Origin of the sequence: Actinopolymorpha alba DSM 45243 (assembly GCF_000373925.1) — a bacterium.
In the GTDB taxonomy this organism is placed as follows: domain Bacteria; phylum Actinomycetota; class Actinomycetes; order Propionibacteriales; family Actinopolymorphaceae; genus Actinopolymorpha; species Actinopolymorpha alba.
Genome location: NZ_KB892823.1, coordinates 137,256 through 151,524 on the forward strand (window position 1 = coordinate 137,256; position 14,269 = coordinate 151,524).

Genomic DNA, 14,269 nt, shown 5'->3' on the forward strand with positions numbered 1-14,269 from the left:
TGCTCACCGCCTGGCGCCGGCTGCCGTTCGCGGACCCAACTTCGATTCCCGCCTCCGACGGCCGGACCCTGTTGCATACGCCTGCAGGAGTAGCCGCGCTGTTCCACTACCTACCAGGTCGCAGACCCGACCGGGCCGACGTCCGCGAGGTCGAGGCGGTTGGCGAGGCCTGCCGGGCCAGCCGAGGAGGCGTATGCCCAGCTCGCGGTGGGCGTCGCAATCGAGCGCTGGCTCGACGGGCACGGCGATACGCTCGTCGATGACCTCGCGCGGGCCCACGTACGTCCCTCGATGTAGACGTAAAGCCGCCCGCGAGGCGACGCGAGTACGGTCGCCGGATCGGCAAGCTGGCGCCATGCAACCTGACGCCACCCTTGCTCAGCAAGAAGATTCCCAAACGCAGGTCTGGCAGGCCCGAGGCTTCCGCGCGCTGCGGATCCTCGTGCCGCTGCTCGCCGCGGCGATCCTGCTCCAGGCGATCAGCGCCGGACAAATACTGTCGGGCAACACCGCGATGCGCGCGCTCCACAGCGCCGGCATGCTGCTCGTGCTGTTGCTCGCGATCCTGCAGTTGGTCGCCGCCATCCTCGTGTGGCGGCCAGGTCGCGGCCCGGGGCGGATGGTCGGCTCGAGCATCGGCCTGATCGTCGCGATCATCGTTCAGGCCGCGCTCGGTGCGGCGCACGTCAGGGGGCTTCACATCCCTCTGGGCGTCCTGATCTTCGGCGGTGTCTTTGCCCAGATGGCTCAGCTCCGGTCGCGGTCGCCGGGCCAGGCCACCGGCGTACGCCCATGACGGAACAGCGGCACAGCCCGGGGCGGCTCAGCCGGCGGCAGACGCTCAGGGTCCTTGGCGCCGGGGTGCTGCTGCCGTGGGTCGCGAGCAGTTGCTCGCTCCTGCGCTCGAGCACCCCGGACGCCCGGCTTCTCGCGAGCACGGCTCCGCTCCCGAAGCCCTTCCAGGTGCCGCTCCCGATCCCAGACGTACTCAAGCCGACCAGCACCAGCCCGACCACCGACTACTACGACCTTCCGGTACGCGTGGCCGAGCAGGAGATCCTGCCCGGCCTGCGTACCCGGATCTGGGGATATGCCGGGCAGTTTCCCGGCCCCACTCTGGAGGCGCGCCGTGGCCGGCGGATCGTCGTACGCCAGCGGAACGAGCTGCCAGTCCCCGTCGTCACCCACCTGCACGGCGGTCGGACTCCGCCGGAGAGCGATGGGTATCCCACCGACCTGCTGCTACCGGCCCGCGGAGACTTCCCGTCAGGCATGCCTGATCCGCGCGCGAAGGTGGTACGCGGCCAGCGGACCTATGAGTTCCCGCTCGATCAGCGGGCGGCGACGCTGTGGTACCACGATCACCGGATGGACTTCACCGGGCCGCAGGTCTGGCGCGGGCTCGCCGGCTTCTTCGTCGTCCGCGATGACGAGGACGACGCGCTGCCACTGCCGAAGGGCGCCAAGGATGTCCCGCTGATGATCTGCGACCGGGCGTTCGCGGCCGACGGTTCCCTGAGCTACCCGGCGCTCGACGCCAGCCTGCGGTCGCGACCTGGGGTGCGGGAGGCCTACGCCGGCGGTGTGCTCGGCGACGTCATCCTCGTCAACGGCGCACCCTGGCCGGAGTTCGAGGTGGCCCGCACGCGCTATCGCTTCCGCGTCCTGAACGCCTCCAACGCCCGGCGCTACGAACTCGCTCTGGACCCCGCACCGTCGGAGAGCTCAGCCTTCGTCCAGGTCGGCACCGACGGAGGACTACTCGAACGACCGGCCACCCGGGAGACCCTCACCCTCGCGCCCGCGGAACGGCTGGACGTGGTGGTCGACTTCGCGGCGTACCCGGTCGGCACCACGATCGTCCTGCGCAACCGCGCTGGCAAGGACTCCGCGGCCCAGGTCATGCGGTTCCGAGTGGTCAGGAACGAACGCGACGACAGCGCGGTGCCCAACCGTCTGTCGCGGATCGAACGCCTCGACCCGGCCCGGGCCAAAGTGACCCGCGACCTGAGGTTCGAGTCCGGTGAGGTGCACGGCCACACCGGCTGGACCATCAACGGCAAGGCGTTCGACCCGACCCGGATGGACGCGCGCCCCAAGCTGGGGAGCACGGAGATCTGGCGGCTCACCAGCGACATCGCCCACCCCGTCCACCTGCACCTCGTGCACTTCCAGGTGCTCTCGATCGATGGCCGGAAGGTCAGGGACCTCGCCTGGAAGGACACGCATGACCTCCAAGCCGCCCAGACCGTGGAGGTCATCGCCCGCTTCGACGGCTATCGCGGCCGATACGCCTTCCACTGCCACAATCTCGAGCATGAGGACATGGCGATGATGGGCAACTTCGAGGTGGTCTGAAGAGGCCGCACTACCTCTTCAGAGCCCTCGAATCTCCTACGCGGGTTGGGTGTCCGGCTCCCGCTGCCCGGCGAGGTTGTTGCCGGTCTGCGGGTTGAACAGATGCATCCGCGACGTGTCAACCCAGAATTGCGCGGGGCGACCCTCCTTGATCCGGCTCGCCGGATCAAGGGAGATGATCAGCTGAGGTCGCATTGCCTCCATGTCGAGTTCGGTCGCGAGAGCGTCCACCTGCGCACGGATCTCTTCCGGGGATTCGTACGGCACGTAGGCATACTGCTCATTGCCGAGCCACTCGGTCACGTCGACCGTCGCCTCGAAGGTCTGGCCGCGGTTTCGCTTGGCGGCATCGACGTACGCCGCGTCCTCGAAGTGACCCGGCCGCAGACCGGCTACCAGGAGCTTCCCTTCGGCGGCGGCGGGATCGATGCCCGACGGGATCGGGACGGTACAGAACGGCAACTCCACCTTGCCGTTGGTGACCGTCGCGGGGAGCAGGTTCATCGGGGGCGCACCGATGAAGCCGGCGACGAACAGGTTGACGGGGTGCTCGTAGAGCTCCCGCGGCGTCGCGCACTGCTGCAGGACACCCTTGCGGAGAACGGCAACCCGGTCGCCCAAGGTCATCGCCTCGGTCTGGTCGTGGGTGACGTACACGGTGGTGGTGCCAAGCCGGCGTTGCAGGCGGGAGATCTCGGTCCGCATCTGACCGCGGAGTTTGGCGTCGAGGTTGGACAGAGGTTCGTCGAAGAGGAACGCCTCCGCTTCCCGGACGATCGCCCGCCCCATCGCGACCCGCTGCCGCTGCCCGCCGGAGAGCTGGCTTGGCTTGCGGTGCAGATGTTCCTTGAGTTCCAGGAGTTCCGCGACCTTCTCGACCTTCTCCCGCACCGTCTCGTCCGGCTGCTTGGCGAGCCGCAATGGGAACGCGATGTTCTCGTAGACGGTGAGGTGGGGGTAGAGCGCGTAGTTCTGGAACACCATCGCGAGTTTGCGTTCGCGGGGTGCGAGTTCGTTGACCCGCCGCCCGCCGATGGAGAGGTCCCCGGAGGTGATGTCTTCCAGGCCCACGATCATCCGGAGCAAGGTCGACTTGCCGCAGCCGGACGGCCCGACGAGGATCATGAACTCCCCGTCGGCGATGTCGAGGCTGACGTCGTTGACCGCGGGATATCCGTCGCCGTACCTCTTGACGATGTTCTTCAACGAGATGGCTGCCATGGCGCATCAACCCTTCACCGCGCCGGAGGTCAGTCCGGCAACAATCTTGCGTTGGAAGAGGAGTACAAGCACGATCACCGGAATCGTGACGACCACCGCCGCCGCCGCGATCGCCGCTGTGGGCTCGGTAAAGAACGACTCACCGGTGAAGAACGCCAGTGCCGCCGGCACCGGCCGGGCGGCGTCAGAAGCCGTCAGCGAAATCCCGAAAACGAAGTCGTTCCAGGCGAAGAAGAACGTGAGGATGGCCGCGGTGAAGACTCCCGGCGCGGCCAGCGGCACGATCACCTTACGGAACGCCTGCCAGGGGGTCGCCCCGTCCACCTGCGCGGCCTGCTCCATCTCCCACGGGATCTCCCGGAAGAACGCCGAGAGCGTCCAGATCGACAGCGGAAGAGTGAACGACATGTACGGGATGATCAGGCCGATCCAGGTGTCGTAGAGCCCGAGGGTCCGCCAGAGGTCGAACAACGGCGGCACCAGGGAGATCGTGGGGAACATCGCGATCGCCAGGGCCATCGAGAGGACGAGCTTCTTACCGCTGAACTCCAGTCGGGCGATCGCGTAGGCCGCGAAGGTCGCCAGCGTCACCGACACCACCGTGGAGATCAACGAGATGCCGATGGAATTACGAAGGGCACTGGTGAAAAGGCCGGAATCAAGGACCGTCTTGTAGTTTTCCCACGACCACTCGGTCGGAAAGAACTGTTGGTTCTGGACGTCCGAGCCCTTCTTGAAGGACAGCGAGACGATCCAGGCGACCGGAAAGAGCGTGTAGACAATGATCAGCACGCCAGCAATCGCCCACAGTGCCTTGCTCGCACCACGTCCCATTACCGATCACCCCTCACCTGGGAAAGGTCGGTGCGGAAGAGCTTGATGAAGACGAACGCGATGAGGACCACCGTGAGGAACAGCAGCACCGACACCGCCGACCCCAGGCCCACCGCGGTCCGGGTGATCATCTGGCGGTAGGCCAGGAACGACACCGTTTCGGTTCCCTGCGCGCCGTTGGTCATGACGAAAACGCTGTCGAAGATGCGGTAGGCGTCGAGAGTGCGGAACAACAACGCCACCATGATGGCGGCCTTCATGTTGGGGACCGTCACCTTCCACAGCCGCTGCCACCAGGTCGCACCATCAACCTTCGCGGCCTCCTGCAACTCTTCGGGCACCTGCGCCAACCCGGCGAGCAGCAACAGCGACATGAACGGCGTCGTCTTCCAGATCTCCGACAACGAAATCGCCATGAGTGATGACCAGAAGTTGGCGAAGAAGTCGTAGTTGTCAAGGCCGAACCACGAGTTCACGAACCCCGAGTCGGGTGCGAACGCGAACCTCCACGCGAACGCCGACACCACCGTGATGATGCCGTACGGCACCAGGATCGCCGTGCGTACGAATCCGCGCCCGAAGAGGATCCGGTGCATGACCATCGCGAACGCGAAGCCGATAATGAGTTCGACCACGACGGTGATCACGGTGATCAGCACGGTGACGCCGACATCCCGCCACCACAACGCGTCGCTCAGCACCATCGTGTAGTTGTCGAACCACACGAACCTTCGCGACTGCGGGTCGGTGATCCGGTAACTCTGCAACGACAGCCAGACCGCCTGCAGCATGGGATAAGCGGTGACCGCCAGCATGACGAAGAACGCCGGAGCACATAGATACCAACCCAGCCGCCGCTCATGCCGGGCCCGGTCGGTCACCCGCGGCTTGACGGTTGAGGGAACCGTTCTTTCCATCGTCGTCATGGTTCCTCCCTTCCGCCTCAGATCAGCTCTCGGTCATGGAGGACGGCGACGATGAGTTGTGCCGTCTCCGCGGGTGTGCGCGACGTGAGCGCGCCCGGCGGATGCCAGGTGCGCTGGATCGCAGCCGTGATGTCGGGGTAGTACGGCGTCACCGGTCGCGGCGCCGCCTCGTCGACGGACCGCCGTAGCAGGTCGGACATCGGGAACGCCTTCCTGATCTTGGGGTCGGCGTAGACGGACTCGACTGTCGGGAGGAGACCTTCACCCAGCATGTAGGTCTTCTGGCTCGCGGGCGACGTGAGACAGGCGACCGCCTCGACGCTCGCGGCGGGGTACCTCGTGAAGGCACCGATCGCCAGATCGATTCCACCCAACGGCGGCGCGCTCGGCCGACCCTTGACGACCGCGGGCCAGCGCGCCCAGCCGAAGTCGGCGATCCGCGCCTCCTGGTCCTTGATCTTCTGGTCGAGGTCAGCGCGCGTGGCGGCGGACTTCGCGGCTTGGCGTTCCTGCTTGAGACCATCGAGAATGCCGGTCTCAGCGGTGTAGACGAACGGCCAGTTCGTCATGAACCCGCCGGACTTCTCCAGGAATCCCGCCTGCGTCGTGCCCTCGTCGGAGTTGCTGATGTCAGGCGAGGCGGCCTTCGACCGTGCGAGCGTCCGCAGGACGTTGGCCGCCGCCCGTCCGGCCTTCGAGTCGATCGACGGCGTAACTTCCTTGCCCGCTTGGGGATTCTTGAGGATCCGCCCGCCCGCCGAGGCCACCAGGGAGTTGATGAGCACGGAGTAGCCTTCGTATCGCGAGGCCTGCACCTGGACGGTCGTACCCGTCTTCTCGGCGGCCTTGATCACCTGGTCCCAGGTGACGTCAGTGGTTGGTCCGACATCAAGTCCGGCCTTACGCGCAACGGACTTGTGATACCACAGCAGCTGGGTGTTGGTGTTGAACGGAACGGCGTACAACGCGCCCTTCCACTGCGCCGCGTCCAACGGCCCGGTCAGCATGCCCTTGGTGAGCCGGGCGCGCTCGTCGGCGCTGAACCTGCGAACGAAACCCGCGTTCGCGAACTCCGCGAGATACGGCACGTCCAAGCTCATCAGGTCGACACCCTGGTCACCCGCTGCGAGCCGGCGCACCAACTGCTCGCGCTGAGCCGTCGAATCCCGCGGCAGCAACGCGGTCTGGATCCGGTAGCGCCCGTTCGCCTGCTCGGTGCAGGTCTGCGCGAGCTTCTGCTGGGTGCCGTTGTCAGGGTTGATGTACCAGGTGAGGACAGGGGGGCCCGAACCCCCGCCGCAACCAGCCAACGCCGTACCAGCGAGCAGGGCGCCCGCGGCGAGAATCGCCGTCCGCCGGCGCTTTCGTGATGATGGTCGAGGGCCGAAACGGTCGGGGTCTGGCGAGAACCTCTCGCCTGCCTCCGCTCTCCGACTTCCACGGTCGGCCGTGTTGTGCACATCGCCTCCCCGTCGACTTGTCTGCAGGCACATTCCTGGTCGTGTCTGCGGGGTATCGCTCCAAATCATCCTGTCGATCTTTCACCGAACCGCAAGTTAGCCACGCTTTGCCTGCCGGTCGTGCCGGTGGGCAAGGCAGCAGCACTGACATACCCGGTCAAGTGTCAGGCGATGCAGTCACCCTGTGTGCTGTCTGGCAGAAACCTGCCAGGCGTGACGGTGCCGGCTGAGTCGGTAATCGGCGAGAGGTCGCAAACCGTAGAAGGAGCTGGCTCCCGCTCTACAGTTTGCGACCTCTCGAGCAACCACCCGCGTATCGCCTGCGCCCAGATATTGAGACCATCACAACCTCAGGTGGGCGATCTCGCATAGTGGAACAGCTCTCGGCCCTGACCCGCCGGGGCAAGGGATCGTGGACGCACTGAGACCTATTCAAAACTCCATCCGAGTTCCAGGTCCCCTCGGTTGAGGCCCACAGCAGTGCGGCGACCAGGAGTTTGAAGAGGCCTCACTCGCAGGAGCGGGTTGTCTCACGGACCGGACAGCTGGCGGCCTGATTCGGCGCGAGAGGTTTGAACAAGAGGTCATGCCGATAGGGAGCGGCGTCCGGCGCCGCGCGGCGCCGGCCGCAGATGCAGGACGGCCCTTTCCGCGCGACCGCTAAACCTCCTGGCCCGCCAGCCGGGTTGAGCCAGCCGTGGTTAGTACCAGTTGTTGCGCTTCCAGTAGGACCAGGCGCCGCAGGGTGTGGAGTAGCGCGATGCGATGTAGTTGAGGCCCCACTTGATCTGGGTCTCAGGGTTGGTACGCCAGTCGGACCCGGCCGTCGCCATCTTCCGGCCGGGCAGGGCCTGCGGAATGCCGTAGGCGCCCGAACTGGGGTTGGTGGCGGTGATTCTCCAGCCGCTCTCGCGTGTCCAGATCGAGTCGAGGCACTCGAACTGCGTGGAGTTCCAACCGCGGGCCGCCACCAGCCGGGAGGCGATCTCCTTGGGAGAACCCAGGGCGAGCCGCTCGCGGGCGCGGGAGGCGCGTTCTTCGGCGCGCCGGCGTTCGACGGCGGTCCGGTCGAGGACCGCCTCACCCGTGGCCGGGACGGGCGCCTCGGTAGCGGTCGCCGTAGGTGTCGCGGTCGGCGTGGAGGTGACGACCCGGGTCGTGAAGCGGGGGGTTGCCGACGGCGAGGCCGACTTGAGTGCGGCGGCCTTCGCCGGCGTCAACCCCCCACGAGCACTGAGGTCTGAAAGAACGAGCTTGCTGGTCGGGTTGAGCTGATCGCTACTGATCAGAAGCCCACCACCTACAGCACCGGTGACACCGATGCTCGCCGCGGTGACGGCGGCGAAGGTGGGGTTGAGCCGGGAGCCCTTCTTGTCAACGGTCTCGGACTCCACGGCCTCGAGAGCCGGCAGCTGGACGGCGACGGAGGAGAACGCCGGAGCCGGTGGGGCCGGTGGGGACTCCATCGAGGGAACCCTCGGTGGCACGGCACGAGCGGGTGCGGACTCCGGCGGCCGCGTCACCGGCCGGGTGGCCGCACGCTTACCTCCGGGCTGCGCACCGGCCTGCGCCGAGGGAGCACCAAGGCCGCCAACGAGCATCCGCCCGCGCGCCCTGTGCTTCGCCGGCGCCTTGTGCCTACCCGCGTTGCTCGACACACCTGCCTCCAGACGTCTCTCGCGATTCACGAGATCGCGCGAAGCGAGTCCGAGTTGCACACGCAACGTAGCAGACGTGACACTCTGCTAACTAATGGGGACGTCAAGCGAGCCGAAGCGACGCACTCGACCACGCTCACAGCGAGATGTCCTCAAGCATCTCGGTGACGAGCGCGGCGATCGGCGACCGCTCGGAGCGACTCAACGTCACGTGCGCGAACAACGGATGCCCCTTGAGCTTCTCAACAACCGCAACGACTCCGTCATGGCGACCGACCCGCAGGTTGTCGCGCTGACCCACATCGTGAGTAAGGACGACCCGCGAGCCGGAACCAATCCGTGACAATACCGTGAGCAAGACGTTGCGTTCCAGAGATTGCGCCTCATCAACCACAACGAATGCGTCGTGCAGCGACCGGCCACGGATGTGCGTGAGCGGCAACACCTCGAGCATGCCGCGATCTATGACCTCTTCCATCACTTCCGTGCTCGTGACAGCACCGAGCGTGTCAAAGACCGCTTGCGCCCACGGCTGCATCTTCTCCGCTTCGCTGCCTGGCAGGTAGCCGAGGTCCTGGCCGCCCACGGCGTACAACGGCCGGAACACCACGACCTTGCGGTGCTGGCGGCGTTCCATCACCGCCTCCAGCCCCGCGCACAGCGCCAACGCGGACTTGCCGGTTCCGGCCCGGCCGCCGAGGCTGACGATGCCCACCTCGGGGTCGAGCAGGATGTCCAGGGCGACGCGCTGCTCCGCGGACCGCCCATGCAGACCGAACGCGTCACGGTCGCCACGCACCAGGCGAACTCGCTTGTCGGGGGTGACCCTGCCGAGTCCGCTGCCACGCTCTGACAGGAGCACGAGACCGGTGTGGCAGGGAAGTTCCTTGGCCGCGGCGAGGTCGATCGCACCCTCGGCGTACAACCGGTCGAGGTCCGCAGCGGTGACGTCGAGCTCGACCATGCCGGTCCACCCGGTCTCGACCGGCAGCTCCGCGCGGTACTCCTCCGCCGCCAGACCAACAGCGGACGCCTTCACCCGCAGCGGCAGGTCCTTGGAGACGAGTACGACGTCACGACCGTCGGCCGCGAGGTTGCGGGCCACCGCGAGGATGCGGGTGTCGTTGTCACCCAGACGGAAGCCGGCCGGCAGGACCTCCGGATCGGTGTGGTTCAGCTCGACCCGCAGCGTGCCGCCGGCCTCGCCGATGGGGATGGGCTCGTCAAGCCGGCCGTGACGGACGCGGAGTTCGTCGAGCAGTCGAAGCGCGGTGCGGGCGAAGTAGCCAAGTTCTGGATGGTGCCGCTTGCCCTCCAGCTCGGTGACGACCACGACGGGAACCACCACTTCGTGCTCGTCGAACCTCCGGAGCGCGTGCGGGTCGGCGAGGAGAACGCTGGTGTCGAGCACGTAGGTGCGAGTCTGGGGCGGAGCTGACTTTCGCCGTACGGCAGCGCCGGCCGAGTTGGACGTCGGCTTCTTGCGCTTGCTGGTCTGAGCGCTGAGTGGGCCCGTACCCGCGGTCGTGTGGAACTCCGCTGCAGCCACGTTCCGTCCCCTTCGGGCCAGCAGCGCGCACCCGGCGCCCGGCCCTCGCATGAAAGTTGCTGGACCGGGACCAGGCCCAAGGGCCGGGTGCCGGCCCTCCGGCGCCACGGGTCTCCTGACCCCGGCGCACGCTCCTCGTGCGAACCCTGGCCCGCCTTACGGCGGGAGGAGGACGACTTCGGACGCATCGACTAGGCCTCCCGAACGGCCGGGTTCCTCCGGCCGTCACGTTCGAAAATACGTCTCTGGACGCCTGTCGAACAGGGGAACGCGCAAGCCGTTCGGTTAACGGAAGGTTCAGAGACCGTAACGACGGCTTCGCGCGGCGTAGGCCCGGATCGCCCGAAGAAAGTCAACCTTGCGGAAGTCCGGCCACAGCGCTTCGCAGAAATAGAACTCGCTGTGGGCACTCTGCCAGAGCAGGAACCCGGACATTCGCTGCTCGCCAGACGTACGAATGACAAGGTCAGGGTCGGGTTGGCCCTTGGTATAGAGATGCTCGGCGATGTGTTCGACGTCGAGCACCTCGGCGAGCTCCTCGAGCGTCATGCCGCGGCTGGCCTGCTCGAGCAGCAGGGAACGGACGGCATCGGCGAGCTCCTGCCGACCGCCGTACCCCACCGCGACGTTGACCAGCATTCCCGAGACCGTGGCGGTCCGCTCCATCGCCTCCTTCAGGCGCCGGGCGACCGACTGCGGCAGGAGGTCGGAGGCACCGACCGGGTGGATGCGGTATCGACCGCTCGCGGCAAGCTCGTCGATGATCCGCTCGATGATCGTGAGGAGCGGCTCGAGCTCCTCCGGTGGGCGGGAGAGGTTGTCTGTGGACAGCATCCAGATGGTGACGACGTCCACGCCGAGTTCCTCGCACCAGCCGAGGAACTCCGGGATCTTGTCGGCCCCAGCCTGGTGCCCGCTGGACACGTGGCTACCGGACGCGCGCGCCCAACGGCGGTTGCCGTCGATCATCACCGCGACGTGGCGCGGCACGCGTTTGGGGGGGATGGATGCCCGCAACCGCCGCTGGTAGATGCGGTACAGAAGGCCAGGCAAGGCCATGCGGCTCGTCACCTCCTCGACGCCTGGACCGAGGCTACCGCCGAAGGCCCCTCCTTCGCTTCCAGAGTCGCCCCGTGGGCCCTCTTACCGGCCCGGCATCACCGGCCGGGGCCCTAGACTCGCGGGTGAAGGACATGGAGATTGGGGTGGTCCCAGCCGGGCGAAGCCCGTGTGGGGCCGGAACCAACAGAGCGCGAGGCGGGGAGGCCACGATCTGTGCGCATCATCAAGTACACCCACGCCTGTGTCCGGCTCGAGAAGGGCGACCACGCGCTCGTCATCGACCCGGGTTCGTTCAGCGAGGAGGAGCCGCTCGACGGAGCCGAAGCGGTCCTCATCACCCATGAGCACATCGATCATCTCGACGCCGGCAAACTGGAACGCCATCCCGACGTCCAGATCTGGACAAACGCCGCAGTCGCCGCATTGCTGGCGAATGTCGACCCCGACCGGGTGCACGTGGTCGCGAACGGCGACGGCTTCACCGCCGCCGGCTTCGAGGTGGGCGTCCACGGCGAGCGGCACGAGATCATCCATCCCGACCTGCCGCCGGTGCCGAACGTGGGATTCCTCCTCGACGGGGCGTTCTTCCACCCCGGTGACGCGTTCACGATCCCACCCACGCCGGTACGCACGCTGATGGTGCCGACCAGCGCGCCGTGGCTGCGCGGCGCCGACTCGGTCGACTACATCCGCAACGTCCGACCAGAGCTGGCGTTGTCTGTCCACGACGGGCTCTACAACGACATCGGCCTGTCGGTCATCGACGGCCTGCTCACGTCGATGGCGGAGAAGGCCGGGTCGGAGTACCGCCGACTCACCCCCGGCCAGGCCGTGGAGGCCTGACCGCCAGCACCGACCGCTCCGGCGCCTGGGATCCTTGTCGACATGCGGCGCTACGCCTTGCTCGTACTACCAGCGACCAACCGGGTCTATGCCGAGGCCTCGGTCGCCCTGACCCGTGCCGAGCTCTCGGTGTTCGCCGAGACCGTGCTCGGCGCCCGGCTACTCGACCTGGCGGAGACCAGGCTGGGCGGCGTCCCGTACGTCACGTTCTCGGCGGAGACCCTCAGCGGACGAGACGTCGCCTACCTCTCCAACCTCTCCTCGATCTACGCGCTCTTCGAGGTGGATGGAGACGCCGGCGGTGAGATCCTGCGTCCGGTCGGGTTGACACCGCTCGCCGAGTTCGACGACGACCTGCTGACGATCCAGAAGTACGCAGGAAAGACCAACGAGTACTTCACGAAGCTCCTGCTCAACGTCACCGTGCTCGCCTCGACGTCCGGCACCGAGATGCTCGACCGGCCGCTGCACGTCTTCGACCCGTTGTGCGGACGCGGCACAACCCTCAACCAGGCTTTGATGTACGGCTACGACGCCACCGGCATCGAAATCGACGGCAAGGACGTCGAGGCGTACTCCGGCTTCATCCGGACCTGGCTCAAGCGCAAGCGGCTCAAACACCAGGCGGAGTTCACGCCGGTACGCCGCGACCGCAAGGTCATCGGCCGGAAGTTGCACGTCACCCTGGCGCCGAGCAAGGACGCGTACAAGTCCGGAAGCACACTCTCGCTCACGGTCGTCAACGCGGACACCCTGAAGGCGCGGGACTTCTTCCGACCCCGATCGTTCGACGTCCTGGTCACCGATGCGCCGTACGGCGTCCAGCACGGCAGCCGGTCAGGTGGCGCGAAGCTCTCCCGAACTCCTCTGGACCTGTTGGCGGCGGCCCTGCCTGGCTGGGTCGAGCTCCTGCGTCCGGGCGGGGCGCTCGGCCTCTCATGGAACACCTACGTCGCCCGGCGCGAGGACGCGGCGGACGTGCTCACCCGAGCCGGCCTCGAGGTCTGCGAATCCGAGCCCTACCTGGGCTTTCGGCACCGCGTCGACCAGGCGATCATCCGCGACATCCTCGTCGCCCGTAAGCCCTGACCGGGGTCGAGACGCCTCACGACTCGTTGACGTCCGCTGACTTAGGCGCCTCACTGGCCTCCGGGGTGTTTGCGGTCTGCTCGGGTTGTTCGGTCTCCGGCTTCTCGGCCTCCGACGTGTCGGGGGCGAGCCGGTCCGTCGACTCGGCGGCGTCTGGTCCCAGTGCGCGTACCCGCTCGACGTGGGCCATCGCCTCACGCAGCTCACCCAGCCAGGACTCGGCATGCTTGCCGACCAGCTTCACGCACCACGCGAGTGCTTCGGATCGGGTCCGTGCGACACCGGACTCGACGAGGGTGTCGAGGACCTGGCGTTCAGACTGGCGGAGCCTGGTCATGACCGGGACTGAGAGGGTCGTGAACGTCTCCCGGCTCTCGCCACAGCGGGCGCCCCAGGCGACCTTCTGCCCGGTAGCGTGCTCGAGTTCGCGGGCGATCCGGATGCGATGCTCTCGGGTACGCTCGCGGAACTCCTTGATCCGGCCCGACTCCGCGGCGGACCGCTCGACGGGCGACGCCTCATCACTCACCTTCGGCGGGACGAGCTGGCCGACGACGGTGATCTCCTCGCGGTCGCTGGTGAGCTCGACCGGTCCAGCGAACCACTCATCGGGAAGCCGGCCCACGAGCCAGCCGCGGATGCGCTCCTCACGCTCATGCCGTGTCATGTAACGATGATTACACCGTTACGAGCCACCTCGCAAGAGGCTTCGCCCAGCTCCTGGGGAGAGATCCATCCGCCGGCTCCACCGGCACCCTCCTCCCCAGCCCTTTTCCGTGATCATGATCTTCTTCGTGAAGGGTTTCGGGACGTATAGCCCTTTCTGCCTTCATGATCATGGAACGCGGGCCCGGCGGTGGGCGGTGGGCGGCTGGTATCGCGGGCGCGCCGTTTTGGGTCGGGGGCACCCTTGTACGGCTCTATTGGCCAAGGGTGCCCCCGACCCAGAACGGTGGTCTGGTCGGATGCCGGATGGCCTTGTTTTGTTGGGCTTTCGGGGCCGGAGGTTGTCGGTGGTCGCCGCTAGTGTTCGGGTATGGATTCGACCTCGGCGGACGCGGGCCGGCACCGGTTCTCGGTGCTGGTCGAGCGGGCGCGTGCCCGGTTCGCTGAGGAGTCCGGTGCGCTGTTGTGGTCGACTCCCGGCCAGGAACTGATCGACCTCCTGGTCAGTCTTGAAGCTCTCTCGGCCCAGATCGACGCGGTCCAGCTCCAGGTGATCCGGGAGGCGGACCGGCGAGACCTCGGCCGCACAGCCGGCGCGACGAG

The 14,269-nt window shown here is 67.0% G+C and carries 13 protein-coding genes and 1 pseudogene; 6 read left to right on the forward strand and 8 right to left on the reverse strand.

What is annotated here, in order from left to right; translation table 11 throughout:
• Window positions 1-159 precede the first annotated feature (159 nt).
• Genes B141_RS50155 through B141_RS0137490 form a run of 3 tightly spaced genes read left to right on the forward strand, consistent with a single transcriptional unit; the run spans window position 160 to window position 2,358 of the window.
• Entirely contained in the window at window positions 160-297 is a 138-nt protein-coding gene (locus tag B141_RS50155; RefSeq protein ID WP_157181587.1) for a hypothetical protein, read from the forward strand.
• Window positions 298-355: 58 nt separating this feature from the next.
• Window positions 356-796: a COX15/CtaA family protein gene (locus B141_RS44975; protein ID WP_020580304.1), complete on the forward strand. Its 441-nt coding sequence runs from the start codon at window positions 356-358 to the stop codon at window positions 794-796.
• On the forward strand, window positions 793-2,358 hold the full coding sequence (locus tag B141_RS0137490; protein WP_020580305.1) for a multicopper oxidase family protein: 1,566 nt from the start codon (window positions 793-795) through the stop codon (window positions 2,356-2,358). The genes B141_RS44975 and B141_RS0137490 overlap by 4 nt, the downstream gene beginning before the upstream one ends.
• 36 nt (window positions 2,359-2,394) lie before the next feature.
• On the opposite strand, the gene B141_RS0137495 is transcribed toward B141_RS0137490, so the two are convergent.
• The 7 genes from B141_RS0137495 to B141_RS0137525 all read right to left on the reverse strand — a co-directional run bounded on the left by B141_RS0137495 (window position 2,395) and on the right by B141_RS0137525 (window position 11,065).
• Window positions 2,395-3,579, reverse strand: a complete 1,185-nt coding sequence (locus tag B141_RS0137495) for an ABC transporter ATP-binding protein (protein ID WP_020580306.1) — start codon at window positions 3,577-3,579, stop codon at window positions 2,395-2,397.
• 6 nt (window positions 3,580-3,585) lie between these two features.
• Window positions 3,586-4,413, reverse strand: a complete 828-nt coding sequence (locus B141_RS0137500; RefSeq protein ID WP_020580307.1) for a carbohydrate ABC transporter permease — start codon at window positions 4,411-4,413, stop codon at window positions 3,586-3,588.
• On the reverse strand, window positions 4,413-5,339 hold the full coding sequence (locus tag B141_RS0137505; protein ID WP_020580308.1) for a carbohydrate ABC transporter permease: 927 nt from the start codon (window positions 5,337-5,339) through the stop codon (window positions 4,413-4,415). The genes B141_RS0137500 and B141_RS0137505 overlap by 1 nt, the downstream gene beginning before the upstream one ends.
• A 17-nt stretch (window positions 5,340-5,356) precedes the next feature.
• Entirely contained in the window at window positions 5,357-6,799 is a 1,443-nt protein-coding gene (locus B141_RS44980; protein WP_020580309.1) for an extracellular solute-binding protein, read from the reverse strand.
• A 701-nt stretch (window positions 6,800-7,500) separates the two neighbouring features.
• Complete coding sequence (locus B141_RS51120; protein WP_020580310.1) at window positions 7,501-8,265, reverse strand: aggregation-promoting factor C-terminal-like domain-containing protein; 765 nt, start codon at window positions 8,263-8,265, stop codon at window positions 7,501-7,503.
• Between the two features lie 328 nt (window positions 8,266-8,593).
• Entirely contained in the window at window positions 8,594-9,868 is a 1,275-nt protein-coding gene (locus tag B141_RS0137520; RefSeq protein ID WP_051114302.1) for a PhoH family protein, read from the reverse strand.
• 435 nt (window positions 9,869-10,303) lie between these two features.
• Complete coding sequence (locus tag B141_RS0137525) at window positions 10,304-11,065, reverse strand: isoprenyl transferase (protein WP_020580312.1); 762 nt, start codon at window positions 11,063-11,065, stop codon at window positions 10,304-10,306.
• A gap of 216 nt (window positions 11,066-11,281) precedes the next feature.
• On the opposite strand from B141_RS0137525, the gene B141_RS0137530 reads away from it, so the two are divergent.
• Both B141_RS0137530 and B141_RS0137535 read left to right on the forward strand, forming a co-directional pair.
• Window positions 11,282-11,911, forward strand: coding sequence for an MBL fold metallo-hydrolase (locus B141_RS0137530; protein ID WP_020580313.1), 630 nt, complete (start codon window positions 11,282-11,284; stop codon window positions 11,909-11,911).
• 42 nt (window positions 11,912-11,953) lie between these two features.
• The gene (locus tag B141_RS0137535; RefSeq protein WP_020580314.1) at window positions 11,954-13,000 is read left to right on the forward strand and encodes a TRM11 family SAM-dependent methyltransferase; all 1,047 of its coding nucleotides are present in this window, start codon (window positions 11,954-11,956) and stop codon (window positions 12,998-13,000) included.
• A 16-nt stretch (window positions 13,001-13,016) separates the two neighbouring features.
• Here B141_RS0137535 and B141_RS44985 read toward each other — a convergent pair whose 3' ends face one another.
• Window positions 13,017-13,667 (reverse strand): hypothetical protein, encoded by a 651-nt coding sequence (locus B141_RS44985; RefSeq protein WP_020580315.1) that lies wholly within the window; start codon window positions 13,665-13,667, stop codon window positions 13,017-13,019.
• Between the two features lie 369 nt (window positions 13,668-14,036).
• Here B141_RS44985 and B141_RS0137545 point away from each other — a divergent pair.
• Window positions 14,037-14,269: pseudogene (locus tag B141_RS0137545) on the forward strand (HNH endonuclease signature motif containing protein); the annotation flags it as partial.

Coding starts and splice junctions, on each gene's coding strand:
- B141_RS0137525 (WP_020580312.1), bottom strand. CDS start 11,065: ATGGCCTTGCCTGGCCTTCTGTACCGCATCTACCAGCGGCGGTTGCGG.
- B141_RS51120 (WP_020580310.1), bottom strand. CDS start 8,265: ATGGAGTCCCCACCGGCCCCACCGGCTCCGGCGTTCTCCTCCGTCGCC.
- B141_RS0137495 (WP_020580306.1), bottom strand. CDS start 3,579: ATGGCAGCCATCTCGTTGAAGAACATCGTCAAGAGGTACGGCGACGGA.
- B141_RS0137500 (WP_020580307.1), bottom strand. CDS start 4,413: ATGGGACGTGGTGCGAGCAAGGCACTGTGGGCGATTGCTGGCGTGCTG.
- B141_RS0137505 (WP_020580308.1), bottom strand. CDS start 5,339: ATGACGACGATGGAAAGAACGGTTCCCTCAACCGTCAAGCCGCGGGTG.
- B141_RS44985 (WP_020580315.1), bottom strand. CDS start 13,667: ATGACACGGCATGAGCGTGAGGAGCGCATCCGCGGCTGGCTCGTGGGC.
- B141_RS44975 (WP_020580304.1), top strand. CDS start 356: ATGCAACCTGACGCCACCCTTGCTCAGCAAGAAGATTCCCAAACGCAG.
- B141_RS0137535 (WP_020580314.1), top strand. CDS start 11,954: ATGCGGCGCTACGCCTTGCTCGTACTACCAGCGACCAACCGGGTCTAT.
- B141_RS0137490 (WP_020580305.1), top strand. CDS start 793: ATGACGGAACAGCGGCACAGCCCGGGGCGGCTCAGCCGGCGGCAGACG.